At 67.9% G+C, this 23736-nt stretch carries 26 protein-coding genes and 1 pseudogene; 13 read left to right on the top strand and 14 right to left on the bottom strand.

From position 1 onward, the window contains the following. Positions 1-179 precede the first annotated feature (179 nt). The 4 genes from QSK37_RS39580 (at position 180) to QSK37_RS39565 (ending at position 4425) form a co-directional block, all read left to right on the top strand. Positions 180-308: a hypothetical protein gene (locus tag QSK37_RS39580; protein WP_285631549.1), complete on the top strand. Its 129-nt coding sequence runs from the start codon at positions 180-182 to the stop codon at positions 306-308. A gap of 222 nt (positions 309-530) precedes the next feature. Continuing rightward, a complete protein-coding gene (locus QSK37_RS39575; RefSeq protein ID WP_285631546.1) occupies positions 531-1694 on the top strand; it encodes an aminopeptidase in 1164 nt (387 codons plus the stop codon). A 150-nt stretch (positions 1695-1844) separates the two neighbouring features. Beyond that, entirely contained in the window at positions 1845-3020 is a 1176-nt protein-coding gene (locus QSK37_RS39570) for a cytochrome P450 (RefSeq protein WP_285631543.1), read from the top strand. A gap of 109 nt (positions 3021-3129) precedes the next feature. Next, on the top strand, positions 3130-4425 hold the full coding sequence (locus QSK37_RS39565; RefSeq protein ID WP_285631540.1) for an MFS transporter: 1296 nt from the start codon (positions 3130-3132) through the stop codon (positions 4423-4425). A gap of 71 nt (positions 4426-4496) precedes the next feature. Here QSK37_RS39565 and QSK37_RS39560 read toward each other — a convergent pair whose 3' ends face one another. The 8 genes from QSK37_RS39560 to QSK37_RS39525 all read right to left on the bottom strand — a co-directional run bounded on the left by QSK37_RS39560 (position 4497) and on the right by QSK37_RS39525 (position 12322). After that, positions 4497-5447: a PDR/VanB family oxidoreductase gene (locus tag QSK37_RS39560; RefSeq protein ID WP_285631537.1), complete on the bottom strand. Its 951-nt coding sequence runs from the start codon at positions 5445-5447 to the stop codon at positions 4497-4499. Then, positions 5444-6625: a cytochrome P450 gene (locus QSK37_RS39555; protein ID WP_285631534.1), complete on the bottom strand. Its 1182-nt coding sequence runs from the start codon at positions 6623-6625 to the stop codon at positions 5444-5446. The genes QSK37_RS39560 and QSK37_RS39555 overlap by 4 nt, the downstream gene beginning before the upstream one ends. 152 nt (positions 6626-6777) lie before the next feature. Then, complete coding sequence (locus tag QSK37_RS39550) at positions 6778-8448, bottom strand: AMP-binding protein (RefSeq protein ID WP_285631531.1); 1671 nt, start codon at positions 8446-8448, stop codon at positions 6778-6780. A 32-nt stretch (positions 8449-8480) separates the two neighbouring features. Further along, the gene (locus QSK37_RS39545) at positions 8481-9605 is read right to left on the bottom strand and encodes an FAD-dependent monooxygenase (RefSeq protein ID WP_285631528.1); all 1125 of its coding nucleotides are present in this window, start codon (positions 9603-9605) and stop codon (positions 8481-8483) included. Positions 9606-9619: 14 nt separating this feature from the next. Continuing rightward, positions 9620-10201 (bottom strand): flavodoxin family protein, encoded by a 582-nt coding sequence (locus tag QSK37_RS39540; RefSeq protein WP_285631525.1) that lies wholly within the window; start codon positions 10199-10201, stop codon positions 9620-9622. Further along, positions 10198-11460, bottom strand: coding sequence for a hypothetical protein (locus QSK37_RS39535; protein WP_285631522.1), 1263 nt, complete (start codon positions 11458-11460; stop codon positions 10198-10200). Before QSK37_RS39535 ends, QSK37_RS39540 begins: the two co-directional genes overlap by 4 nt. Beyond that, entirely contained in the window at positions 11457-11714 is a 258-nt protein-coding gene (locus QSK37_RS39530; protein WP_285631519.1) for a hypothetical protein, read from the bottom strand. The genes QSK37_RS39535 and QSK37_RS39530 overlap by 4 nt, the downstream gene beginning before the upstream one ends. After that, complete coding sequence (locus QSK37_RS39525) at positions 11711-12322, bottom strand: VOC family protein (protein WP_285631516.1); 612 nt, start codon at positions 12320-12322, stop codon at positions 11711-11713. The genes QSK37_RS39530 and QSK37_RS39525 overlap by 4 nt, the downstream gene beginning before the upstream one ends. A gap of 256 nt (positions 12323-12578) precedes the next feature. Here QSK37_RS39525 and QSK37_RS39520 point away from each other — a divergent pair, with 256 nt between their 5' ends. The 7 genes from QSK37_RS39520 (at position 12579) to QSK37_RS39490 (ending at position 17794) form a co-directional block, all read left to right on the top strand. Beyond that, entirely contained in the window at positions 12579-13493 is a 915-nt protein-coding gene (locus QSK37_RS39520) for an alpha/beta hydrolase (RefSeq protein ID WP_285631513.1), read from the top strand. Between the two features lie 124 nt (positions 13494-13617). Continuing rightward, positions 13618-14304, top strand: a complete 687-nt coding sequence (locus QSK37_RS39515; protein WP_285578191.1) for a TetR/AcrR family transcriptional regulator — start codon at positions 13618-13620, stop codon at positions 14302-14304. 130 nt (positions 14305-14434) lie between these two features. Further along, entirely contained in the window at positions 14435-15085 is a 651-nt protein-coding gene (locus tag QSK37_RS39510) for a hypothetical protein (protein WP_285631510.1), read from the top strand. 3 nt (positions 15086-15088) lie between these two features. Then, on the top strand, positions 15089-15649 hold the full coding sequence (locus QSK37_RS39505) for a TetR/AcrR family transcriptional regulator (RefSeq protein ID WP_285631508.1): 561 nt from the start codon (positions 15089-15091) through the stop codon (positions 15647-15649). Positions 15650-15724: 75 nt separating this feature from the next. Beyond that, positions 15725-16456, top strand: coding sequence for an MBL fold metallo-hydrolase (locus tag QSK37_RS39500; RefSeq protein WP_285631505.1), 732 nt, complete (start codon positions 15725-15727; stop codon positions 16454-16456). A gap of 406 nt (positions 16457-16862) precedes the next feature. Beyond that, positions 16863-17297 (top strand): hypothetical protein, encoded by a 435-nt coding sequence (locus QSK37_RS39495; protein ID WP_285631502.1) that lies wholly within the window; start codon positions 16863-16865, stop codon positions 17295-17297. Between the two features lie 68 nt (positions 17298-17365). Continuing rightward, a complete protein-coding gene (locus QSK37_RS39490) occupies positions 17366-17794 on the top strand; it encodes a hypothetical protein (RefSeq protein WP_285631500.1) in 429 nt (142 codons plus the stop codon). A gap of 112 nt (positions 17795-17906) precedes the next feature. On the opposite strand, the gene QSK37_RS39485 is transcribed toward QSK37_RS39490, so the two are convergent. From QSK37_RS39485 to QSK37_RS39470, 5 genes and pseudogenes are all read right to left on the bottom strand, one after another. Continuing rightward, on the bottom strand, positions 17907-18620 hold the full coding sequence (locus QSK37_RS39485) for a S1 family peptidase (RefSeq protein ID WP_285631497.1): 714 nt from the start codon (positions 18618-18620) through the stop codon (positions 17907-17909). Positions 18621-18723: 103 nt separating this feature from the next. Beyond that, entirely contained in the window at positions 18724-19422 is a 699-nt protein-coding gene (locus tag QSK37_RS39480; RefSeq protein WP_349498025.1) for a PP2C family protein-serine/threonine phosphatase, read from the bottom strand. 52 nt (positions 19423-19474) lie between these two features. Beyond that, positions 19475-19678, bottom strand: a pseudogene (locus QSK37_RS51915) (ATP-binding cassette domain-containing protein); the annotation flags it as partial. 209 nt (positions 19679-19887) lie between these two features. Then, positions 19888-20976, bottom strand: a complete 1089-nt coding sequence (locus QSK37_RS39475; RefSeq protein ID WP_285631494.1) for a hypothetical protein — start codon at positions 20974-20976, stop codon at positions 19888-19890. 88 nt (positions 20977-21064) lie between these two features. Beyond that, positions 21065-21613 (bottom strand): DivIVA domain-containing protein, encoded by a 549-nt coding sequence (locus QSK37_RS39470; protein WP_285631491.1) that lies wholly within the window; start codon positions 21611-21613, stop codon positions 21065-21067. 231 nt (positions 21614-21844) lie between these two features. Here QSK37_RS39470 and QSK37_RS39465 point away from each other — a divergent pair, with 231 nt between their 5' ends. Both QSK37_RS39465 and QSK37_RS39460 read left to right on the top strand, forming a co-directional pair. After that, on the top strand, positions 21845-22240 hold the full coding sequence (locus QSK37_RS39465) for a BlaI/MecI/CopY family transcriptional regulator (protein ID WP_285631488.1): 396 nt from the start codon (positions 21845-21847) through the stop codon (positions 22238-22240). After that, on the top strand, positions 22237-23166 hold the full coding sequence (locus QSK37_RS39460) for a M56 family metallopeptidase (RefSeq protein ID WP_285631485.1): 930 nt from the start codon (positions 22237-22239) through the stop codon (positions 23164-23166). Before QSK37_RS39465 ends, QSK37_RS39460 begins: the two co-directional genes overlap by 4 nt. Positions 23167-23275: 109 nt before the next feature. Here QSK37_RS39460 and QSK37_RS39455 read toward each other — a convergent pair whose 3' ends face one another. Then, positions 23276-23734, bottom strand: coding sequence for a YkvA family protein (locus QSK37_RS39455; RefSeq protein ID WP_285631482.1), 459 nt, complete (start codon positions 23732-23734; stop codon positions 23276-23278). Between the last annotated feature and the right edge of the window lie 2 nt (positions 23735-23736).

The raw sequence follows: 23736 nt of genomic DNA, 5'->3' as shown, positions 1-23736 counted from the left end.
CCAATCCTTGCAGGTAATCGACTGTCAAGACAATTAATATATTTTCGAAGCATCTCTGATGAAGGGCCCGCCGCACCATTCGAAAGCGGCGCAGAGGGCCTTGGATATTGACGGCCGCCTTGGTACGGTACGAGCGTCTTGTCCGAAACATCATCGATGTCGTGTGAAAGGAGGCTCAGTTGGAAGCTAACGTTTTGCCTCATCCCGGGGAGCTGCAAGACCTGCTCACCGCCATGGCCGAGTCCGAGCCCTCGCCCGAGCAGCTGACCGAAAACGGAATGATTGCGTGGTACCTCGACCAGCGGTGAGCATCGAGTCATCGCTGACGCCCGCAAGGTAAGTGCTCACGCAATGTCAACTGCCGCGCACTCGGGCGTGTCGCGGGAGCACTAAGGGAAAGGTAAGGCGCCGGTCGGATTGCTCGCGAGTAGTGGTGATTCCTCCGGCGTGACGCCGGAGGAATCACTATTCCTTGGGCGGAAGATCGGCACTTTGGATCCGCTATTTCGGGAGCGATAATGACTGGGCAGATGGTCGATGAGCGTGTCTTCGAGGGCGTTGACGCGTTGTTGGATGACTTCGTAGCGATCACGGGCGAGGACACACTCGTGATCACTTACACGCCTGACAGCCGCGAGCCCGCCGCCTGGGTCGCGCTCGGTCTCAAGCATCGCGGTTACAACCCTGCCATCGTTCCCATGCTTCCGTTGAAGGATGAGACCTTCGCCGGACGGCTCGCCGAGGTGCTGCCAGACCAGTCCGCGCTACAGGGCCGGTTGGTCATCATCACCCTGGAGCGGGACACGATGTCGCACTTCGACGTGTTCCAGCCCTTGATGCGCCACTACGGGCTGGACAAGACCATGATTATGCGAATTATCAGCGCGTCCACTGATTTCTTCACCAAGGCGCTCAATGTCAGTCCTATGGAGTTGTCGAGGCTCAATGCCACGTTGCTCCACCGGGTCAACGGCGCCAGGCGGGTACGTGTGACGACCTCGAGCGGAACCGACATCACCGTTGAACTCGACAGCGAGAAGTACCAGTGGCTCAGCAACCGAGGTGTGTGGCGCCCTGGTGGCTTCACCATCCTCCCCGCGGGGGAGATCGCCACTTACCCGGTCAGTGTCGAAGGAGTCCTGGTCGCCGACGGCGCGTACAACGCCAATATCATCAGCGACCTGAACGCGAAGCTGGCCGACAACCCGGTTCGAGTCGAGATCGAGGCCGGAAAGGCTCGTGATCTCACCTGTGACAACGCGAAGCTCCAAGAGATGTTCCAGCTCTGTTTGGACAGCCCGAATGGTCGTAATGTCGGCGAGTTCGGGCTCGGCACCAATCATGGTATCGATGAGTACATCACCGCGAACTCTCATATCAACGAGCGCCGTTGCGGTCTCCATCTAGGTTTCGGACAACACAACCAAAGCTTGTCCCGCGTTCCCTACAAGGCCTATGCACATCTGGATCTGATCACTTACGGTGGTCTGATGTGGATAGACGATGACGTCGACCCCATTGATCTGTCACATGTCGAGCCCACCGACCTTCCTCATCCAGTCGACGCGCTCGACGAGGACATCACGGGCGACTGTTGCGGCATGGGGTACCGCCAGCTGAAGGGGCTCTCGGACCCGTCCTGCACGATTCCCGAAGCCTCCGGGGAGCGAGACAGTGACACCCTGCATATTTAGCACGTTCATTGAGATTGAATCTGATGTCGACGTAGCCGACGCATCGGTCGGCAACATGTGCGCCCGGTAGCAGGGGAGAGTTCCGAAATGGTCGACCCGCCCACGGACGACGCCCGTCCGCGATCATTGCCCATGCCACGGTCCTGCCCGATGCGTCCGCCGGACCAGTACGCTGAACTGCGCGCCGGGGCACCGCTCACAAAGATCACTCTGCCTAGCGGGCGGACCGCCTGGTTGATCACGCGCTATGAGCACGTCCGCCAATTCCTCGCCAACCGGAATGTCACATCGAACCGGCTACACCCTAATTTTCCTTTCTACCTCCCGCTATCCCGAAAATTGAGGGAAGACGTCAACGCGTCCCTCTCGAGCCTGGACCCGCCGGAGCACACCGTGCTGAGCCGGATGGTGATCCCCGAGTTCACCCACAAACGCACGCAGGAACTGCGGCCCCGCGTGCAGAAAATCGTGGACGATCACATCACGATCATGCTGAACGGCGACAGGCCGGCCGACCTGGTGGAAGCTTTCTGCCGCCCGGTCACCTCGCAGGTCATCTGTGAATTCCTCGGCGTCCCCTACGACGATCGCGAGCTCTTCCATTCGGTCAGCAAGGTGATGGCCAGCCGGCACAGCAGCTCGAACGAACGCTGGGAGTGGGGCGCCAAGCTTCGGGGCTACCTCAGCGATTTCGTGGCGACGAAGGCGAAGGAGGCCGAGGAGCCGGGTGCCGCGCCGGGTGACCACCTGGTCGGCCGGCTCATCGCCAAGAACCAGGAGAAGCGCGTCCTCCAACAGGAGGACATCGCCGCGTTGTGCCTGTCGCTCCTGAGCGCCGGGCACGAGACCACGGCCAACGTGATCTCACTCGGCACCGTGCTGTTGCTCGAGAACCCCGAGCAGCTTGCCAAGATCCGGGCCGACCCGACCCGCACCCCGGGCGCGGTGGAGGAGATCCTGCGCCACACCAGCATCACCGACCCGAGTGGGCAGCGAGTGGCGCTGGCCGACATCGAGGTCGGCGACATGGTGATCAAGAAGGGCGACGGTGTTGTGGTGTCCACCGCGGCGGCCAACTGGGATGACAGTGTCTTCCCCCAGCCAGAGAAACTCGACTTCGACCGCGACGCGCGGCATCAGCTGGCCTTCGGCCACGGCATCCACCGGTGCATCGCCCAGAACCTGGCCCGTGTCGAACTCGAGATCGTGTTCAACACTCTGTTCGCCCGGGTTCCCGGCCTCCGGCTCGCCGCCCCCGTCGAGGAACTGTCCTTCAAGGATGGCGCGCTCCTCTACGGCATCCACACATTGCCCGTCACCTGGTGAGAAGGTGCCGCCACTGTCCGGACATTTCGCGCCGCTGCCGCTCGCGCGCCGACGCAGGCGAAGACGCAGATACCTCCTGGACGTCCGCCTCCAAGGCTAGGCGCGCGTGATGACGGGCCTACGCCGTGTCGCGGACACGGCCGTGACCTCCGGAGAGCCTGCCGTCCGCTTGCTGGCTCCGCTGCGGGAACGACGCTTCGCGCTGTACCTCATCGGCCAGCTGCTCTCCCAGGTCGGCGACGGCATCTATCTCGTCACACTGCCGTTCGTCATACTCAACCAGGGTGGCGGCCCCGCGAACCTCGGCGTGGTGCTGGCCTGCTACGGAGCGGCCAGGCTGGCCTTCTTCCCGGTCGGCGGAGCGCTTGCCGACCGCCTGGGCGCCCGGCCGGTGATGCTCGCCGCGGACGCGCTCCGTGCCCTCGTCGTGCTCGGTTTCGTCGTGCTCGCCGCCGATGGTCGCATCCCTCTTTGGGCCCTGATCACGGTTGCGGTCCCGTTCGGCATCCTCGGCGGGATTTTCATGCCGGCCTCGTTCTCCGTATTGCCGCAGATCGTACGTCCCGAGTCGCTCGCTCCGGGCAACTCCCTGATCCAGATCATGCGGAGCACGTCGAGGATCACCGGGCCCGGGCTAGGTGGAACGCTCGTCGGGTCGCTCAAGAGCGGTGTGGGTCTGCTGATCGACGCGATTACCTTCCTCGTATCCAGCCTGACCCTAATGGCGATCCGCCCGTCCAGGCCGGCGGTCGAAACAGCCGATGAAACGGCGGCGCAGCACGCCGACGACGGCGTCCAAGACAGCGACCGGCTGCGGACTTGGCGATCGGTGCTGCGGTATGCGTCCAGCTCTCCCCTGGTAAGGATGAACCTGCTGACCACGCTCGTGTTCAACCTCGCCGCTGTCGGCTTGATCGAGGTCGCGCTGCCGAGCTTCGCCCAGGAGCCGCTGGGCCGCGGAGCCCTCGGGTTCGGGATCATGATGACCGGCTTCGGTGGCGGCTCGGTCATCGGAGCACTGCTGGGCCCGGCACTCCTTCGCCTGCGCCGTCGCGGGCTGATCGCGCTCTGCCTCGGCATCGCCGAGGGACTCGCTCTGATGGTTATCCCGGTGGGCTCCTCGCTGGTGGTGGCGACCGCGGCGCTGTTCACCGCCGCGTCCTTGCAAGCCATGGTGAACGTCTTCTACATGACGATGCTCCAGCAGGCAGTGCCTGCCCGAGCGCTGGGCAGAGTCATGAGCCTGCTGGTCACCTGTGCCGGTCTCGCCTACCCTGCCTCCGCGCTACTCGCCGGGACCGTCCTGGGCACGGCCGACCCGGAGGTCGTGATAATCGTCGCCGGGCTGGGCGTGTCGGCGGCCTTCTCGGTCGGATTCTTCAGCAGGCCGTACCGGAATCTCTAATCCGAAATCGCAGCGGCTCCGCCCGGGGCTTGGACCCCGAACCCGCGGATCGGGGAAGGCGGATGAGCCGGTCAAAGGTCGAGTACGAGCTGGGGTGTGCGGGACCGCGAGACGCAGGGCAGGATCCGGTCCCCCGCCGCCTGCTCCTCCTCGGTCAGTACTGAGTCACGGTGGTCCGGGCGACCGTCGAGGACGGCCGTCTCGCAGGTGCCGCAGGTGCCTTCCTCACACGAGGTGAGGATGTCGATGCCTGCCTCGATCAGCACGTCGACGATGGAACGGTCCGCCGGCACCGCCAGATCGGCGCCGGTGGAGGCGATCCGCACCGTGAACGGTGAATCCGTGGACGAGGAGTCGATGTCCTTCGGCGAGAAACGTTCCGTTCGCAGGCGCATGCCGCGACGTGCGCACACGGTCTCGGCCGCGCGGATCAGCGGCTCGGGACCGCAACAGTAGACGTACGCCTCCCGGTCCACGTTGTCGAGCGCGGAGTCGAGATCGATCAGGCCGCACTCGTCGGAGGGGAACAGGAGCACTCGGCTCGCGTCGATGGCCTGAAGGTCGTCGACGTAGGCCATGGACGCTCGAGTTCGGCCACCGTAGTGCAGCGTCCAGTCCGCCCCGTCCGCGGCCACCCGGCGGATCATGGGCAGCAGTGGCGTGAGCCCGATCCCGCCCGCCAGGAACACGTAGCCGGGGCCCGTTTCCAGCGGGAAGTGGTTGCGCGGGCCGCTGACGAGGACCTCGTCGCCCTCGCGGAGTCGCTCGTGCAGCCATGCCGATCCGCCCCGGCTGTCGGCCTGCCGCAGAACGGCGATCCGGTAGCCGGTGCGATCGGCAGGGTCACCGCACAGCGAGTACTGGCGGACGATTCCGGCTCCGGTCACGACGTCGATGTGAGCGCCCGGACGCCAGGACGGCAGTTCGTCGCCGTCGACCGGGCGCAGCTCGAACTCGACCACGCCGAGCGCGACGGTCGTTCGCCTGCCGACGGCGAGCCGGAACTCGCGGGGACCGTTCATGCGGCGTTCTCCGGGGTGAAGGCCACGGGGAGAGCGAAGTGGGTCATCAGGGATCCGCCGACCAGTCCGCTTTCGACCGGCTCCCCGTCGAGGCGCAGGTCGGGCAACCGGTCGAGAAGGCGGGTGAGGGTGATCCGGAGTTCGGCTCGGGCGAGGTGCTGACCTTGGCAGACGTGGGGTCCGGCTCCGAAGCTGACGTGCCGGTTTCGGGTCCGGCGTGGATCGAATTCCTCCGGGTCCGTGAATTCCCGCGGATCCCGGTTGGCGGCCGCGAGGTCGAGGAGTACTCGGCCGCCCTCGGAGAGTTCGTGGCCGTCGACCTGGATCGGGCACCGGAGCGTGCGTGCGAACAGCTGCAGTGGTGTGGTCAGCCGCAGGCTCTCCTCGATCACCCGTGGCAGCCCGCGCCGGTCGGCGATGAGGTCGTCTCGCAGGCCGGGCACGGTCAGCACGTGCCGGATGAGACCGCCGAGGGCCGAGCCCGTCGAGTGGTGGCCACCGAGGATGTAGGCGAGCAGCAGCCCGGTGGCGCCCGCTTCACCGATCTCCTTGCCGTTGACGACGCCGCTCGCCATCTCGGTGAGCATGTCGTCGCGAGGGTTCTCACGGCGATCGGCCAACCAGCGCCGGGTGTGGTCCGAGAACTCCGCGAACCGTGCCGGGAACTCCCCGGAACCCGTGGCGGCGAACAGCGCCGCCGCGACGCCGCGGGCGCGTACCGCCTCGGTCTGGTCGAGGCCGATCATTCGCCCGATGACGATCGCGGGCAGTGGCTCCGTGAGGCGGTCCACCAGGTCGGCCTTGCCGGCGGTCGCGAAGTCGTCGATCAGAAGGTCGACGACCTCGGTGATGACCGGTTCGAACGCCCGTACGGCGCGCGGTGCCAGTGGGCCGTTCAGGACCGCGCGCCACTCGGAGTGTTCGGGCTCATCGAACTCCAGAGCGGGGATCGGTGGCAGCAACTCACTGGGCGGGATGTGCACACCGTCGGCCGAGGAGAACGACCCGGTGTCCGTCAGCGCCGTGCGGACGTTGTCGTAGCGGGTCAGGTAGTCGAATCCGCCATGCCGGTCGCTGTGCACGACCGGGCACGCTTCCCGCATTTCGGTGCGGGCACGGTGGACCTCATGGGCGGGCAGGGTTCCGTCGAGGTGATCGAAGGCGGGATCGGTTGTCATGACGGCTCCTTCCTCTGCACTGACGGCGGCGAGTGTGGCGGCGGTCGGCTCGACGGGCTGTCCGCTGCGCGCGGGGCCCGTCCGTCGTGGGCGAGGCGTACGGGTGGTCGACGGCGGGCGTGCGCGTCGTCGGATGCGGCGCCCGGTGGGTGCTATCTCGGCTCGGCTCGGAGCGTCTCGGCGATCTCCCGCAGGCGGCGGCGGTCGATCTTTCCGACCTGGCTGACCCGCGGCATCTCCGGGAGCACGACCAGCCGCTCCGGCCACTTGTACTTCGCGACCTGGAGGCGGTCGAAGTGGGCGCGGACCTCGGCGAGATCGATCGCCGATCCGTCCCGGGTCACGACGAAGGCGCAGGCCCGTTCGCCCAGCCGGGCGTCGGGCATCGCCACCAGGGCGGCCTCGGCGATCGCGTCGTGGGAGCCGAGGAGGAGCTCGACCTCCTCGGTGTTGATCTTCTCGCCACCGCGGCTGATCATATTTTTGATACGGCCCTCGACGGTGTAGCAGCGGACGCCGGCGATCGTCCGCTCCGCCATGAGGTCACCGCTGCGGTAGAAGCCGTCCGCGGTGAAGGCTCGCCGGTTGTGTTCGGTCGCGTCGTAGTAGCCGTGCAAGGTGTACGGGCCCCGGACACAGAGTTCGCCCACCTCGCCGGGCGCCACCTCCTTTTCGGTCCCGGGCTCGTACAGCCGGATCTCGTCCGCGGGCGAGATCGGTATCCCGACGCTCGCCGTGCGGGCGTCGAGCGGGAAGTCGAGCGGGGTGGTGAGGCACAGTCCCTCGCTCATCCCGAAGATCTGCCCGCCCCAGATCCCGCGCGCGTCCAGCATCGCCATGTACCGGCTGGGCACCTTCTTGCCGCTGAACAGCACCCGCCGCAGCGTGGTGGCGGCGGCCAAGCCCGGGTCCAGGGCCAGCTCGAAGGCGAACGGCCCCAGGAGGACGTCCGTCGCTCCGTTCCGGACGACGAGGTCGAGCGCGGCTGACGCGTCGGGAACTCCGAGCACGAGAGTCGCCCCCACGCTGTGCGGGCCCTGCAGGCCGATGATGATGCCCGCGTTGTGCACGATCGGCATCATGAACGCGACGCGGTCGCCAGGCCCCCATCCCATCGCGCGGGCGAGGCTCGCACCGTAGTGCCAGTAGGGAGCCTGGAGGCAGGGGATCACCTTCGGCACACCAGTGGTGCCACCGGAGAGCTGGAACACCGCGAGCGACTGCATGCCGAGTCCGGCCTGGACGGCCTCGACGATCCCGCGGGCCTCGGCGTCGTCGATGTCGTCGCCGAGTCCGTCCAGCTCGACGGCTCGGGGGTCGTCGGCCGGGCCGTCGGAGACCAGGACGGTGCGCTCCACACCGGCCGCCTCGGCCTGTTGGAAGGCGAATCCGACGAGGTCGAAGCGAGGGTCGCGGGCGGCGACGAGGTGCGCGACCGGACGGGTCTGGCGCGCGATCTCCCCGATCTCGTGCCCGCGGTGCAGCGGCAGCGTGCATACGGGCACGAGGCCCGCTTTGAGCAGCGCGTACCAGGCGATCACGGTGTTGGCGGTGTTGTGCACCTGCAGCAGAACCGCGCCGCCGGGCTCCAGCCCGAGCCGATGAAGGCCTGCGGCGCGTCGGTCGCTGATGCGGTCCAGCTCCGCGAAGGTCAGCCGGACGTCACCGCAGATCAGGGCATCCCGGTCGCCGTGTGTCTGGGCCGCGATGTGCAGGTGCTGGGCGATGGTGGGTGATTCCCACAGTCCTTCGCGGACGTAGCGGGCCTCCTCGTCGGCCTGGTAGAGGACGAGTTTGCCGGTGGTGTCGTGTGCGAGCGTCATCGCGTCTCTCTCCCCTGTGCTGCCGGGCGTGGTCAACGCAGGTCACGCTCGTAGCCGAGGATGACCTCGCGGTTCTCCCGCCGGAAGTCCCGGTAGGAGACGCGTCCTGTGCGCATCAGGTACTCGAGCGCGAACTTCGTCGGATGGGTGATGGTGCGCGACGGGAGCCCCTCGTACCAGGCGATGCTGCGCTTGGCGGCGGTCTGGAAGGCGTCGGCGACGGGCTTGCGCACCCGCTGGAACTCCTTGAGTCCCACCTCGACGTCCCAGTTCGCGCTGTCCAGCGCATGCGTCAGGTAGACGGCGTCACGCATCGCGAACCGGGTGCCGGATCCGATCGACGGGTGGACGGTGTGCAGGGCGTCCCCGATCAGCACGAGGTTGCGGTGGGTCCATCGCGCGCAACTGATGAACTTGGTCTGGAACCACGGCGAGTGGTCGCTCCGCAGCGGCGCGCCGTCCAGCGAGTCGGAGAAGAGCCGCTCGCACAGCTCGCGCGACTCGTCCTCGGTCATGCCGGCGAACCCGAGCCGGTCGAACGTCTCCTGGCCGACTTCGACGGTGAAGTTGCTCATCTCGGCCGAGAACCGGGAGGCATGGACCATGAGGACTCCGTACTCGCTGTTCTGGAGGATGATCGACGGCGGGTACGGTTTCGGAGTGCCGTACCAGGCCAGCCAGTTGCTGCCCAGCTCGACGCTGGGCAGGAAGTGCTCGGCGAAGCGCTCGCGGGTCTGGCTGTTGACGCCGTCGGCGCCGATCACGAGATCCCAGGCCGCCATGTCGTTTTCGGTCACTGCCGCGTCGCGGTCGTGCTCGATCCTCACCCCGGCCTTGAGGGCGAACTCCTCCAGTATGGCCAGGAGCGACCAGCGGGCGTTGAGGTGGCTGCGGCCGACCTTGACCGGCACGCCGACACCGTCCAGGCTGACGACCATCCGATCGTGGCGGGTCTCGGCGGTGAGCGCGTCGATCACATCCGGTGCGGCGGGCCGGAGCGCGTCGGCCGCGCTCTCGCTGAACGCCACGCCCCAGCCGTACGTCACACCGTGCGGGTTTCGCTCCCTGATGTGGATCGTGGCCGTGGGGATCGCTCGTTTGGCGATGATCGAGAAGAAGAGTCCTGCAGGCCCGGCGCCGACCACCAGAATTCTCATGGGCTTTCCGGATGTCACTGTCCACCTCCCTGCCACGACACGACGTGGTGGGCGACGCGCTCGCCCAGTGCGGCCGCCGTTCGCAGGTCGCTGTCCCGCATGCCTTCCAGACCCTGGTCCGAGTTCGACTGCGCCATGGCCCCGGCGTAGGCGCCGAGCCGGTTCAGCGCGGAGTCGGACCCCGTACTGCGTCCGTTGCCGTCCAGCAGGCCGAGCCCGACCCAGACCATCCCGTGCTGCATGGCGAAGAGCCAGAGCTGGGTGAGGGTGCTGAGCTTGTCCCCGGAGTGACCGCTGGAGTTGGTGAACCCCGCGGCGAGCTTGCCCTTCCACCCCTGGGCCAGCCAGATCTTCGAACTGGCCTCCATGAACGCCTTGAACACCGCCGAACCGCTGCCCATGTAGGTCGGGGTGCCGAAGATCAGCGCATCGCAGTGGTCGAGCTGATGGGGATCGGTGGCGACCTCCTCGGCGAAGTACAGCGCGACGTCGATGTCCGGGACCGAACCGGCGCCTTCCCCCACCGCTCTGGCCTGCGCGGCGGTATGGCCGTATCCGCTGTCGTAGACGACTCCGATGGAGCGCGTTTCCGTCACCTGGTCCTCCGTGGTGGTGCGGTGGCGAATCGGCCGTCCAGCCAGCGGTCGATGTGGACGGCGGCGGCGGCGTATCCGGTGGGTTCGCCCTCCGCGATGGGCTGGCCGAAGTGCTGGCCCCGGACGACGCCGCGAATCTTGTCTTCGCCGGCCAGCGCCTCGAACATCCGGGCACTGGCGGTGGGGAGCGCGGCTTGGTCGCCGCTGAACTCCAGGTAGAGGGTCGGCAGCCGCACTCCGGCCGCGCACCGCACGAAGTCCGCGTTGGTGTGGTTCGCCGACCAGGTCGACAACCACGCATCGGGAGTGGTCAGCCGGCCGAAACCCACCAGGCCGTAGTTGGTCAGATCCGGGCGGCGGCCGAACAACGAGCCGTAGTGCCGGTCGTTCGGATCGATCGACAGGTCGACGTAGCAGGGGTCGGCGTCGGTGCGGTAGGTGGTGATGACTCTCGGGGCGAGGCCGGTCCGCCGGTCGGCGGGATCCCCGGTGCGGGCGAACCGGGCCCGGGCCTTCGAGGTCTCGGCGGCGAGTTCGACGGCGCGGGCGTCGATCCGGGCGATCCGATCCCGCTGGGCCCTACGGTACGCGCGGAGGAAGTCGACGCTGTAGCGGCTCGGCTGCGGCGGCTCGGCGAACCCGTTCCCCGGCGAGTACATGTCCAGCGCGGAATCCACCGACATCGGGTCCGACTCGTCCATGACGGACGGGTCGATGCAGTGCAGCAGCACCTGTCCCTGGCCCGGATGCGGCGCTAGGAAGATCGCACCGTCCGGCACGGGCATCTGCGCGCCCGCCAGCGGGATCGGCCGGCCGGCCGGTGTCACGTCCAGCCGCAGCCCCGGTTCCAGGGACGCCTGCTCGATGTAGAAGGCCGACAGCGTTCCGCCGCCGGAGTGGCCGAAGGTCAGCACCGTGTCGAACCCGGTGTCCCGGAGGAACACATGGCCTGCGGCCGCGTCCAGCAACGCCTGCTCGTGGACCAGGGCGAGGTCGTTGTTGGGCGAGCGGGAGCCCTGGGTCCAGACCGAGACGCCGCTTCGCAGGAGCAGCGGGATCATCGGATGGTGGGTCACCGATTGGCGCGGGTGCATGACGGCGACCGCCGTCGCCGCGCCGTCGAGGGAGTACAGCACTCCCTCGATCTCGGTGCCGTCGAAGGTCGTGAGCCGGTGCGTGCTCACCGTGACGCCGGGCGGCGCCTCCGCCCTTCGGACGTCCCGGCCCGCCCCGAGCCGGTCCACCGCCGGCGGGCTCATCCCTCGGCTCCTGTGGGCTCGACCACCAGTTCCGACTTGTCCCAGCGGCTCACCCGGCCGTCCTTGACCGCGGCGACCGCGCTGTACCAGACGGCGTTGCGACACCCCGCGGCATCGCGGTCGATGCGGATCGAACCGGGTGCGACGACCTCGAGGTAGGGGCCGCGCCGCCGGACGGTCACGTCCGGGTCCTTACCGGCGACCTCGGCCAGCGGACGGAAGTCGTCGACGCTGAGGACGAACAGCGTGGTCATACGAACGTCACCGACTCCGGCTCACCCGCGTAGCGCTCCGAGATCAGCTTCGCCTTCCGCGCGAAGAACTTCTCCAGGGAGGGATCGGGCTCCGCTGTCACCTCCATGAGCGCGTCGACGCTCAGGTTGGCGTCGATGTCGTCCTCGGCGGTGATCGCCCGCAGCGGACGGGCGATCTCCATCAGGTATCCGTTGGGATCGGTGACGTAGATCGACTCGACCGCCTCGTGCCGGACCTGCAACTCGCACGGCCAGTCGCTCGCGTCCAGCCGGCGCCGGTACTCCAGCAGATCCTCCTCGGTGTCGACGTGGATCGCGAGGTGCCGGGCGCGGTGGAGCAGGTCGGGGATCCCGGTGTCGCGGTAGGGCTCGACTCCGAAGTAGTAGAAGAACGCCAGCCGGTCGCCGCCGCCGATGTCGAAGAAGAAGTGGATGAAGTCCGGGTGGTCCCCGGGGCCCCACCCGAGTGCGCATGTCGCGTGGACGACCGGGAAGCCAAGGACGTCCCGGTAGAAGGTGATGGTGGCCTGCGGATCGAAGGTAGGAAACGCCGCGTGGTCGACACCCCGCACCGTATGCGCAAGCAGGTCTTGTCCCGGGGATGGCATCTGCGTACTCCTCTCGCGACGAACTCGGTGACGGCGAGCGTAGAGCGAGACTGTCTCTACCGTCAATATTCTGACGGTGAAGTATCGATAGAGCGCGGAGGCCCAGCCTGGAGCGGGCCTGGTTGACGCGACAGGACCAGTGCGTCAGTATCGTGACGAAACTGTCAGACGGTACCGGCTTGGTCTCTGCGGGCCGGATGCGGGTTTCGCTCGGACGGGCGACAGGGCGCGTTCGACCGCGAAAGGGCGGCGGCACATGACCACGACGCTGATCGATCTCTCCGTTGACGGCCGGAAAATTGCCGGCCTCGCGGCCGGCGGCGACGCCGCGGGGTCTCCGCTGATCGTGGCCCTTCATGGCGGGGGGTACGGCTCCGGGTACTTCGACGTACCCGGTCACTCCCTGCTCGACCTCGGCGAGGCGACGGGATTTCCCGTGTTCGCGCTCGACCGTCCCGGCTATGGCGGGAGCGACTCGCTTCCCCGCGGGAGGGCGACCTTCGCCGACAGCGCCGAGGTCCTGGACGCCGCGATCGGCGCGCTGTGGACCGACCACGGCGAGGGGCGCCCGGGAGTGGTCCTGCTCTCCCACTCCATCGGCTCGGCCATAGCAGTGCATGTCGCCGCACGTCGGCCGCACTGGCCGCTGCTGGGCATCTCACTACACGGTGTGGGTGATCGGTCTCCCGCGCACATCATCAGCGCCTGGCGCGCCATCCCGACGAACGGACCGGTGGAGCTGCCGCCCGAACAACGACGCGCGCTCCTCTACGGCCCGGCGGGGACCGTCGACGTCGAGGTCGTGGAAGCGGCGAAGGCTTCGGTGGAGCCCATCCCTCTTGAGGAGATGCTCGAAATCGTCGGGGACTGGCCTGCGAACCTGGCAGAGCTCGCCTCCAAGGTCGTCGTTCCCGTGCAGTACACGCTCGCCGAATACGACGGCCTGTGGGTCGTCGACTCGAGTCGCGTGGCGACGTTCGCCGGGTACTTCACGTCCGCCCCGTGGGTAGAGGCCGGCCTTCAGGCGGGCGCCGGTCACAACCTCGACCACCATCGGCTCTCCCGCGCCCTCCACCTCCGGCAGCTGGCCTTCGCGTGGGAGTGCGCAGCGCGGGCAACCGCCGCCGACGAATATGATGACCGGCTGACCGGGCAGGAACGGTGCACCTGACGACTGGCGCGCCAGGCTTACAGCCGAGGAGTGGGTAGTGACCGCGGAGGACTCCAAGGCGCAGGGACGGTCCGGTGGCCGCCCGGAGTCCCGTCGAGCCGCAGCGCCCCGACGCAAGCTTCTCATGAGCGAGATCGTCGACCAGGCCATGCGCATCTTCGCTGAACGCGGCTACGACGGGACCACCCTGCAGGATGTCGCGGACGCGGTCGGGCTGAGCCGCCCCAACCTCTACAACTATGTCAAGAGCAAGGAAGAGTTGCTCGTGGCAATGGTCGAGGCGACGACGGAGAGCGCGGCGAACTCCCTGCGGGAAGTCCGACGACGCACCGATCTGGACTCGACGGAGAAGCTGCGCATGCTCGTCCGCGCCCTGGTCCTGCGCCGCGCCGAGCAGCCGGCGCAGTTCCGTACGCTCGATCGCAGCGACCAGGCGCTCCCTCCGGAAATCGCGAAGAAGCACCTCCAGGGCCGTCGGGCGGTCCTCAGGGAGATCACGAGTGTCATCGAGGAGGGGATCACGGCCGGCCGCTTCCGTCCCGTCGACGCACGCATCACCGCCCTGTCGATCATCGGCATGTGCAACTGGGTGGCGTGGTGGTTCCATCCGTCTCCGGCTCACCCGGCCGAACCGGTGGCCGAACAGATCGCGGAGAACGCGGTGGCAATGGTGGCTCGAGAGGCCGGGCGCGCCCCGGACGCACCGACTCCGCTCGGCGCGGTCGCTCTACTTCAGCAGGACCTCGACTACCTGACCCGTCTTCTCAACGCGGAGGGTGAGCGAGGGGACCTCCCCCCCGACAAAGCGTAAGAGGGCGATCGGTCTCGCGTGACCGATCGGCGAGCGGCTGCCGGCCACTCGACCGCACGTCCGCCTCTTGCAAAATCTTGTTAGTCCCATTAACTTCAGGTTAGTCGGATTAACCAACGGAGGCCGGGCTGTGTCCACCACCACCATCGCGCCGCGTCGCAGCGGCCTCATCACCACTCCCGCCATCACGGGAATCGCCTACACCCTGTCGTGGATCGCCGGGTTGTCGGTCGGTGCGCCCAGTCCGGAGGTCGACTCCGGCGGCACCGCGGTCGTCTCGGCGTTCGCCGGGCACAGCGCGGCGGTGTCCGCGCAGTTCCTGTTCACCGAAGGCCTTCCCGCCGCGGGCCTGGCCGTCGTGTCGCTGGCGCTGGCCAGGGCCAGGGCCGCGGGCCGGCAGGCCGGTCGGGGCGGGTCGGCCGGGGTGGCAATCGCCGGCGTCGTGGCGGCACTGATCTCGTTCATCCAGTTCGTGTTGGGCGTCACGTTGGCCGGCACCTCGTCGCCAGGCACAGCTCACCTGCTGTTCGACGGGGTGAACCGGCTCGACGGCATCAAGATGTGCACGCTTGCCGCGATGGCCGTGGCCGCCGTCTCCACGGGCCTGCTGCCCCGCTGGCTGCGCTTCACCGGGGTCGCCCTCGCCGCCGCCATCGTGGCCTCCGGCGTCGGCTACCTGCTGCTGATCCCGAGCGTGGCAACGCTGGCGTACGTATCCGGACCTCTCCTGCTCTTGTTCGTCACCGGCACCGGCATCGTGCTCGGCCGTAGGGAGCGGTGACCCGTGCCGCGTGTCGGGCTCACCCAAGAGAAGATCGTCCGTGAGGCGGCGACCGTCGCCGACGAGGTCGGCCTGGAGCAACTCACCCTCGCAGCGGTCGCCAAACGGTGCGGAGTCTCCCTACCCGGTCTCTACAAGCACATCGAGGGACTCAATTCGGTCAAGCGGGACATCGCCGTGCTGGCGGTACGGGAGATGACCCGGGCAATGGCCGCAGCGGTAGCGGGTCTGTCCGGGCGGCACGCGCTGCGGGCGCTCGCCGCCGCGTACCGCGACTACGCCACGGCCTATCCAGGCCGATACATAGCCAGTGTCCGGGCCCCTGCCCCCGGCGACGTCGAGCACACCGAGGTCAGCGACCAGGCGATCGGCATCATCCAGGCCGCACTCCAGGGGTACGACCTGGAAAGGGCGGACCTGATCCACGCGATCCGGATGCTGCGGATCGCCTGCCACGGCATCTCCTCCCTGGAGGCCGAAGGCGCCTTCGGACTTCCCGAATCCCTGGACGTCACCTTCGACCGGCTGGTCAACGCCCTCGACGCCGACTTCCGCCGCTCCTGATCCACGCGCCTGCCCAGGGCCACCCGCCTTGATGCGGAGGCAGACGCAAGCACCACTCAAACCCAAGGAGAAGACATGGCCAAGCCGGCCGCTCACGAAATCGCGCCGAACGTATGGCGTATCCCAGCCGCACCGTTCGACTTCGTCAACATCTACGCACTCGTCGACGACGACGGTCAGGTCAGCCTGGTCGACACCGGCACCAAGGGAGCTACCAAGCGCACGCTCGCCGGGCTGGCGGCGATGGGGAAGGCCGCCGAGGACGTGACGCGAATCGTGCTGACCCACGCCCACGGCGACCATGCGGGCGGTGCCGCGAAGATGGCCATGGTCACCGGCGCTTCGGTGGCCATTCATGAGTCCGACGCGCAGTGGGCCCGGGCCGGTCAGGCGCCACCACGCGACTCGGCCACGGCCGGTGGCCGGTTCATGAACCGTCTGGGAAAAGGCGGCAACGGATTCCCGGCCATCGTCGTCGGCGAGGAGTTCTCTGACGATCACGTCTTGCCGATCGCCGGCGGCCTTCGGGTGGTGCACACTCCCGGCCACACCATGGGTCATGTCGCGCTGTTGCACGAGACGACAGGCGTGCTCATCACCGGCGACTCGATCTGGAACGTCCGCAAGATGAGCTGGGGCATCAAGGCGTTCTGCCAGGACATCGCCCTCAACCAACAGACCGCGCACGTGCTGGGCGAACTCAACTACCAGGTAGCCGCCTTCACTCACGGCCCCCACGTGTCCGATCGGGCCCGGGAACGCGTGCGCGGATACCTCACCGACGCCGCGAACCGACACCATTCGTAACGTGCTGGCGGTCCTCAGCCGGCGAACGTCTTGGCGAAGGCGCCCGCTTGCTGGTCGATGCCGCTGCTCGTTGGACCGGCGTGCTCTGGGGCCGCACGCTCACGCCCCACGAAGGCCGACGCGAAGACGACACGCCGAACTTCGCACCCGACCGATGACCGCCGAACTTACTATTCCTGACTAATTGATTGCAGCGATTCTCCGCGCCCTCACCGCCGAACCATAACCGGGAAATAGCGCGCCGAACTTTCCCTCTGTCCCGTTGACGGGACATCAGGTGTTCCCGTGACATAGGTCACCCTGACTTGAAACTCAGAATTTAAAGCTGCTCCCGTTGATCTGAGTACTATTCGGCTTTGTCCGAAGAGACGGTCGTTCGTCCGAAAGTGACGGGAGAATCGAGATCGTGAAGTTCCGCACTAAGGCGGCCGCGATGCTGGCCGCCGCCGGCATCGCCACAGGCGCCCTCATATCCGTGGCGTCAGGCGCCAACGCGGCCAGCGCTCCCTGCTCGGGATACACGTACCGTTCGAAGGCCGCGGTCAACGTTCCCTACGGAGGCGGCGCGAGGGTCACCGTCGGTTACACGTACTGGTATCAGAAGTCCTATGCGCACTCGCCCACGCGAATGTGCGCCGTCACCCGGCCGACGAGCACGTACGCCGGCAAGACGAACTGGCTTGATGTCTTCCTGGAGAGCGACAGCGGCAGCGACCGGGACCGCGGGAACTACCGGTATTACGCCGGCCCGGTCACCGTGGCCAGGAGTGGATACGTGACCCTGTACGCGGAAGTCGGCATCAAGGGCGGGAAGAAGTACTCGACCCTCGTTTATATCTGACCCCCGCAGGAAATACGTGCTCCTTCCGCTGGCCGGCGGGAGGAGCATGAGAGAAATCGAGGAAGCCAGTGCGCAAGTTCAAACAGAAGGCAGCGCTCACACTTACCACGGCGGCGATGCTCGCCGGTTCGGTGTTCGCGAGCAGCCCGGCGAACGCCGCGTCATCACCGATCGCCGCGTGCGGCGGCGGCAGCTACCACGTCATCGACCAGCATGCCCTGAGCAGCTATGGCACCGTTTACCTGATGTACAACGGCAGCACCGACTGCGTGGTCACCTGGAAGACCGCTTATGTGGGGACCCCCACCGAGGTGCAGGCCTTCGTTGAGAGAGAAAGCGACTTCAAGGCCGTGGTCGACGACAAGAAGTACTCCTACTACGCCGGTCCGGTGAAAATCGACGCCCCGGGAATGTGCATCATCTGGGGCGGCTCGACCGCCCTGCCGAGCGGGGCGACGGCGTCCGCGTGGTACGACTATTGGTCGCACTGCGACTGATCACGGGGGCTCAGGGTGGGCGGGCCGGCACCGGTGCCTCGAGGCGCACGACACCCTCACGACGCCGGCCGGCCCTGCCGCTGACGAAGTCCTGCTTACGCAGCAGCCGCCCCTATCGCTTCGTGACCTTGTGGATCCAGGCGAGTTGCTGGGCGATCTCCCCGGCCCCGGCCATCTTCTCTCGGTCGGAGCCGTAGAAGACGCCGAGCAGGGTCTCCTTGCCGTGGGCGCCGATGCTCATCACCGGGGCTCCAGAGTCGCCGCCGGCGGGGATCCCGGACACCTTCTCCATGCAGAAGTCCGTGCCGCCCGGTTCTGCGTAGCCCTCGCAGCGGCGGGCGTCCGACCGTACGACCCGCAGCGTCGACTGCTTGAGCACGGGCGACTGGCAGGTGTTCTCATCCTCGGTGCAGGTGGCGCCCCACCCGTACTGCCGCACGATCTCACCGGGGTGGACATGGGCCTTGGCCAGGCGCACCGGGCGGACCTTCATGGGCGAGACCTTGATGAGCATCATGTCGGCGCGCGCGTTCCCCGCCCGCTTGCCCACCGGGCGGACGGTGGTGCCCTTGCGCATGTCGAGGTCGCCGACCCGGAACGAGATCCGCTTGTCGGCGACCGCCTGCCCCTGCTCGAAGAAGCAGTGCGAAGCGCTGATGACCCACTGCTTCGTGACCGCCGTCCCGGTGCACACCGGTTCGCCGTCGACGAGCATGCGCACCGCCCATGGGCCGTACGTGCTCTTTGAGCCGCCGATGACGGCCGACGCCGGCCCGGCCACCATCACCGAGCCCGTCACCAGCAACAACGCAGACACCAACAGCACACGAACGCGGCGCACCATCCGGAACGGCTCCTCTTCGGGGGGCAGGGCCTTACTGGTGGTGTAGATACGCCGTCAGACCAAAAAGTTCCGAAAGTCAGCGCGATCAGTGGCTCTCGTGCTCGTCGAGATCGATGACGTCGGCGATGACGCAGGTGATGTTGTCGGGGCCACCGCCGGCGTTGGCGGCGTCGGTGAGGTTGCCGACGGCATGTTCGGGGTCGGTCACGGAGGTGAGGATCTTGTGGATGGCTTCCGGGCCGACGACGTCCCACAGGCCGTCGGAGCACAGCAGGTACCGGTCACCGACCAGCGCGCTGTGAAGCTGAAGATCAGGGGTGAGCTCGGCTCGGCCGTCCAGGGCCTGAAGCAGCATCGACCGGTAGGGGTGCGTGGCCACCTGGTCCTGACTGATCTTCCCGTCGTCCAGCAGCGTCTGCACGAGCGTCTGGTCGTGGGTGATCTGGTAGAGGACGTCATCGCGTACGAGATAGGCCCGCGAGTCGCCGATCTGGACAAGGGCGAGCCGGGATCCCGACCACAGCATCGCGGTCAGCGTCGTCCCCATCCCCTGCAGCGACGAGTCGGCCTCGACCAGGTCATGCACCTTCTGGTTGGCCCGGCGGACCGCCTGCTCCAGCATCGAGAGGAGCCGGTCCTGGGGTACGTCGGTGTCCAGGGCGCGTAGTTCCTCGATCACGGCGGCGCTGGCGACCTCGCCGGCGTTGTGGCCTCCCATGCCGTCGGCGACGGCCAGGACGTGGGGGCCCGCGTACGCCGAATCCTCGTTTCCGTCGCGAAGCATCCCGACATCTGACCGTGTTGCGTACCGGATCCCGATCGTCATGCGCGCAACTCTACCGATCATGCTCATTTGTGCGTTTGCGCGAATAGTGCTGGAAGATCATGGCGGTGCGCGGCCGTATGTCGCGGATGAGCCGATCGTGGCGGCGTCCGCCGCTCACGGAGGAGTCCACGGTCCGGTCGTGGATGGTGATGGTTCCGGTGTCGGGCTTCTCGAGGAAGTTCAGGCAGCGCAGGAGTGTGGTCTCGCCGGCGCCGGAAGTTCCGGCCGAGCCCGCAGACGATGCCCGCGAAGAGCCCTACCGCACCTTCGATCGTCATCCAGGCCAGGCTGATCCAGGAGAGCGTTCTGGCCTGCCGGGCGGCCCGCAGCCAGTTCGGGTCGGGCGCCGGGCGCTCGGCAGCAGCGTGCGAACAGCGGTCATCCGCACCTGGTGACTCGATCGCGGACACGTGGTGCGATCCGTCAGGTCGTGGTGGCGCCATGAGCCGATGTACCCCTTTCGCGGGCCGGCTCCGTGGCCGTCCGGTCAGCCGGTCGTGTCCCATTGCGGGGCCCTCGGCGTGCCGGCTCCGCCGGATACCAGGTCTGCCCTGGTATGAGCGACCGCGGTCGCGGCAGGTCCTCCGGCCGGCCCCGCTTTGGAGCACCAGGCGGCGGGGTCCGCGACGGGCTCTGCGCCGGCGATGGAGCCAGGCGCACCGGCCGCGTGCGCGTTCGCGCCGGATGCGCGTCCTCGCTCGTGTGAGCCGCCACGATGAGCGCACCGATGGTGAGCGCGCCGAGACCGGCGATCGTCACCTGCCTTCTCGACAGGCGCCCGCTGGCCTGTCTGCTCGCGGCGAGCTTCAGCCCCACGATCGCCGTGCGGGTCAGCACTCCCGAGATCATGCTGAGCAGAAGCGGCACGACCTTGCCCGGCAGCGGATGGATCGTCGCGGCGATCACCCCGACGGCGGGCGCCGCGCACGCCACCACCAGCCAGGGCGCGAGGCGCTGCTTGGCCATGTCCAGTAGCGCCGCGAGTGCCAGGCCCTCGCTCGCCGAGTGCACCATGAGCGCGATGACGACCACGACGGAGGCGGTGAGCGCCAGAGTCGCGCCCTCGATCGCCCGGTGCGTGGTCAGCGCCGCCGCCGTACCCATCCCGCTGAACAACGCCGTGTCGACCGCCTGTTTCAGGCGGCGGTGACGGCCCGGCGCGTGCCGGCCCGCCGCCTTGTCCGAGTCCGCCTCACAGCCGCATCCTTTGCGCGTGAAGTAGGTGATCACGGCGAAGCCGACCGCGGCGGCGATGCCGATCGCCCACCACGGCACACCCGTCTCCGACGCCTCCCTCCACGCATCCGGCAGAAGGTCGGTCATCGCGATCACCAGCATCGTCGCCGAGGCGATCGCCAGCCACACGACCACGCGTGTGGAGTTGCGCCGGGCCAGCCACGCCCCCGCGAGGCTGGACACCGATACGAGCCCGACCGCGATCCAGGCCCCGAACCCGGGACCTCGGCCGTGCTCGACGACGTTGATCGCCTCGATTCCCTGCGGCAGGTACACCGGTGACACCTCCTCATGAAGCCGGCCGCGGGGGGACCAGGCACGGCGCGATGGACGGGACGGCGGGACAGCTCGGGAAGGGTGCGTGTTACGAGACGTCGCCGAGGCGCGTGTTCGGCGCCGGACGGCCGGAGGGCGGTCCGAGGTCGGTGATGAGGGTGGTCTTCTTCTCGAGCTCGATGAGCAGTGCGCGCAGCTGGCGGATCTGGTCCTGTAGTCCTTCTCTGATGCGACCGCCGTAGGTGAGGGCTTCGCGCTGGGCCGCCTCGGCACGCTCGCGCGCGTCGGCGATGATCTCCTCGGCCTGTTGCCTGGCCATGGTGACCGTACGTTCGGCGGCGTGCCGGGTGAGCCGCGGTGCGCCGTCACTCGCAGGTGACGGCGCCGGACGGGTCCGGAGTTCCGCGTTCTCGCGCAGCACCTGGTCGAGGGTGGCCTCGACCAGGTCGAGGAACTCGTCCACCTGAGCCATGTCGTAGCCTTCGCGGACCCGTACGGTGGCGAAGACCTTGTTGCGCACCTCAGCGGGCGTCAGCGGCCTGCCGCCCGCGGGCAGGCGCAGAACCGGCGCCGTACCGCCGTGCGGGTGGGGATGATCGTGCCCATCGTGGGCGTGTCCCGCGTGGTTCTCGGGCATGTCCGTCTCACCGGCCCTTCGTCAGGTCGCCGCCGGTCGGCTCATTGCCGTCGGCTGAACCTGTGTTTGCACACGGAGAGTTGCCCTCCTACTTCATGTAGTAACCATGACCGTACGGATAGCTCTCCTGGGGCGGCCGGTGACTGCGATGTCACCCGAGCCGACCCCGCCTCAGCTGGGAAAAGATGCCAAGCTTGCTGGCGTTTCGTGTACCGGGACAGGGGGTTGCCGATGGCGATCGCGGGCCCGCTCGAACGCGCGATCATGGAGGCGCTCTGGGACGCCGGCGAGCCCTTGGTCGTCCGCGTCCTGATGGAACGGATCAACGCCGAGGCGACCAGGCCCTCGGCGTACACCACGGTGCAGACCGTCGCCGATCGGCTGGTCCACAAGGGATTCCTCGTCCGGACCCTGGACCGTAACGCCTACCGTTACGCACCGACGCGGAGCCGTGGGGAACACGTCGCCGAGGTGATGGTCGAGGCGCTGGCCGGAGTGAGCGATCGAGGGCCGGCGCTGGCGCGGTTCGCCGAGACGATCGACCCGCAGGACGCCCACCGGCTGCTGCTCGAACTGGCCCAACGCTCGCGTCCGGGCCCGTCATCGGCAGGAGACGACGAACCATGATCTCCATCGCCGCACTGGCGGCGATCGCCCTCCTGCTCGGAGGCGCCGCCGGTCCGGTGCTGGCGCGCGGCCGCTGGCCGCTCCGGCTGCCGGGCACGGCGATCGCGGCATGGCTCGGCGTACTGGCCGGAACGCTCGCCGCGCTGACCGGGCTCGTCGCCACCGCGCTGTTCGGCAGAGCCGGTCTGGGCCATCACGTGATCGAGTGGCTGCTGAACTACTTGAAGCACCACAAACATCCCAGCAGTGACACGACCTACCTGATCAGCGTCCTCCCTCTGGCCGCGGCGCTCGGCCTCACCCTGGTCGCGGCCAGACGCTACCGCCGCACCATCGCGCAACGTCGGCACCACCGCGAGGCGCTCGGCTTCGTGACCCACCCGTCACGCGATTTCCCCGACGTCCGCCTCATCGACCATCCGATGCCCGTCGTGTACTGCCTACCCGAACGTGACCGGCAGATCGTCATGAGCAGTGGCGCGCTCCACCGTCTCGACGCGGCCGAACTGCAGGCCGTCCTCAGCCACGAACGCGCCCACCTCGACAAGCGCCATCACCTGATCCTTACGCTCATCGACGCGGCCGGCGCGGCGCTCGCCTGGCTGCCCAGCTTCCGTGCGGCACGAGACCGGCTGCCTCCCCTGGCCGAGATGGCCGCCGACGATGAGGCGGCCCGGAACACCGGGCCGGACGTCGTCGCCGCCGCCCTGCGGAAACTCGCCATCGCCCCGTGTCCCGCCGGCGGGCTCGCCGCCGGCCCGGCCGACCGGTCCGTACTCGCGCAGCGTCTGGCCCGCCTCGAAGGCGGCAATCCACCTCATGGAACGTACGCCCACCTCCTGAGCGGAACGGCGATCGCACTCTCGATCATCATCCCGGTGGTGGTCTGTGCCGCCTGGGCCGACGCGATCCCGCTCTTCTGCTGAGCGGATCGGTTCTACATCTCCTATAACGCGTAGGAGACCTGTCCCCCATGAGCTGTCCCCGCCCACGACCCATTCGCCCAGCGATCCTTGATCGCCGAGACTTTCGCGCTCACCGGCTTCTTCGGCGCGGGCTCTTGGCTCCAGGAGGTTCGGTCGCGTACGGGCGGGTGACGCCGGCGATGCGGAGAACAGCGGCGAGCCCGTCCTCGGTGCCGGGCCAATGGGCCTGGATCACCTGCGGGCCGACGTGGCGGATGACCGAGCGCAACGCCAGCGCGACGACGATGACGTCGTCGGCGTACCCGATGATCGGGATGAAATCGGGCACCAGGTCGATCGGGTTCAGCAGGTAGGCCAGCAGCAGCCACAGCCGGACGCGTACGCCACGGGGCAGGGCCGGGTCGCCGGCCAGGCGTTTGAGCAGGCGGACCAGATCGGGCAGCATCCGCAGCGCCTCACGCGGCAGGGTCGGCCCCAGGCGCCCGTTGGCGGCCCACAAGGCCGCGATGACGGCGAGCCACAGCACGGCGAGCCCGGCGGCGACCGCGAGGAGCATGTGCCAGATCATCG

It is taken from the genome of Actinoallomurus iriomotensis (assembly GCF_030269445.1).
Taxonomy (GTDB): Bacteria; Actinomycetota; Actinomycetes; order Streptosporangiales; family Streptosporangiaceae; genus Actinoallomurus; species Actinoallomurus iriomotensis.
The sequence above is the reverse complement of the archived record's forward strand: the minus strand, read 5'-3'. Positions and strand labels throughout refer to the sequence as shown.

What these genes read in the sequence shown, in the direction of transcription:
- QSK37_RS39575 (WP_285631546.1), top strand. Translation starts at nt 531, where the DNA reads ATGGTCGATGAGCGTGTCTTCGAGGGCGTTGACGCGTTGTTGGATGAC.
- QSK37_RS39570 (WP_285631543.1), top strand. Translation starts at nt 1,845, where the DNA reads ATGCGTCCGCCGGACCAGTACGCTGAACTGCGCGCCGGGGCACCGCTC.
- QSK37_RS39565 (WP_285631540.1), top strand. Translation starts at nt 3,130, where the DNA reads ATGACGGGCCTACGCCGTGTCGCGGACACGGCCGTGACCTCCGGAGAG.
- QSK37_RS39560 (WP_285631537.1), bottom strand. Translation starts at nt 5,447, where the DNA reads ATGAACGGTCCCCGCGAGTTCCGGCTCGCCGTCGGCAGGCGAACGACC.
- QSK37_RS39555 (WP_285631534.1), bottom strand. Translation starts at nt 6,625, where the DNA reads ATGACAACCGATCCCGCCTTCGATCACCTCGACGGAACCCTGCCCGCC.
- QSK37_RS39550 (WP_285631531.1), bottom strand. Translation starts at nt 8,448, where the DNA reads ATGACGCTCGCACACGACACCACCGGCAAACTCGTCCTCTACCAGGCC.
- QSK37_RS39545 (WP_285631528.1), bottom strand. Translation starts at nt 9,605, where the DNA reads ATGAGAATTCTGGTGGTCGGCGCCGGGCCTGCAGGACTCTTCTTCTCG.
- QSK37_RS39535 (WP_285631522.1), bottom strand. Translation starts at nt 11,460, where the DNA reads ATGAGCCCGCCGGCGGTGGACCGGCTCGGGGCGGGCCGGGACGTCCGA.
- QSK37_RS39530 (WP_285631519.1), bottom strand. Translation starts at nt 11,714, where the DNA reads ATGACCACGCTGTTCGTCCTCAGCGTCGACGACTTCCGTCCGCTGGCC.
- QSK37_RS39525 (WP_285631516.1), bottom strand. Translation starts at nt 12,322, where the DNA reads ATGCCATCCCCGGGACAAGACCTGCTTGCGCATACGGTGCGGGGTGTC.
- QSK37_RS39520 (WP_285631513.1), top strand. Translation starts at nt 12,579, where the DNA reads ATGACCACGACGCTGATCGATCTCTCCGTTGACGGCCGGAAAATTGCC.
- QSK37_RS39515 (WP_285578191.1), top strand. Translation starts at nt 13,618, where the DNA reads ATGAGCGAGATCGTCGACCAGGCCATGCGCATCTTCGCTGAACGCGGC.
- QSK37_RS39500 (WP_285631505.1), top strand. Translation starts at nt 15,725, where the DNA reads ATGGCCAAGCCGGCCGCTCACGAAATCGCGCCGAACGTATGGCGTATC.
- QSK37_RS39480 (WP_349498025.1), bottom strand. Translation starts at nt 19,422, where the DNA reads ATGCTTCGCGACGGAAACGAGGATTCGGCGTACGCGGGCCCCCACGTC.
- QSK37_RS39470 (WP_285631491.1), bottom strand. Translation starts at nt 21,613, where the DNA reads ATGCCCGAGAACCACGCGGGACACGCCCACGATGGGCACGATCATCCC.
- QSK37_RS39465 (WP_285631488.1), top strand. Translation starts at nt 21,845, where the DNA reads ATGGCGATCGCGGGCCCGCTCGAACGCGCGATCATGGAGGCGCTCTGG.
- QSK37_RS39460 (WP_285631485.1), top strand. Translation starts at nt 22,237, where the DNA reads ATGATCTCCATCGCCGCACTGGCGGCGATCGCCCTCCTGCTCGGAGGC.
- QSK37_RS39455 (WP_285631482.1), bottom strand. Translation starts at nt 23,734, where the DNA reads ATGATCTGGCACATGCTCCTCGCGGTCGCCGCCGGGCTCGCCGTGCTG.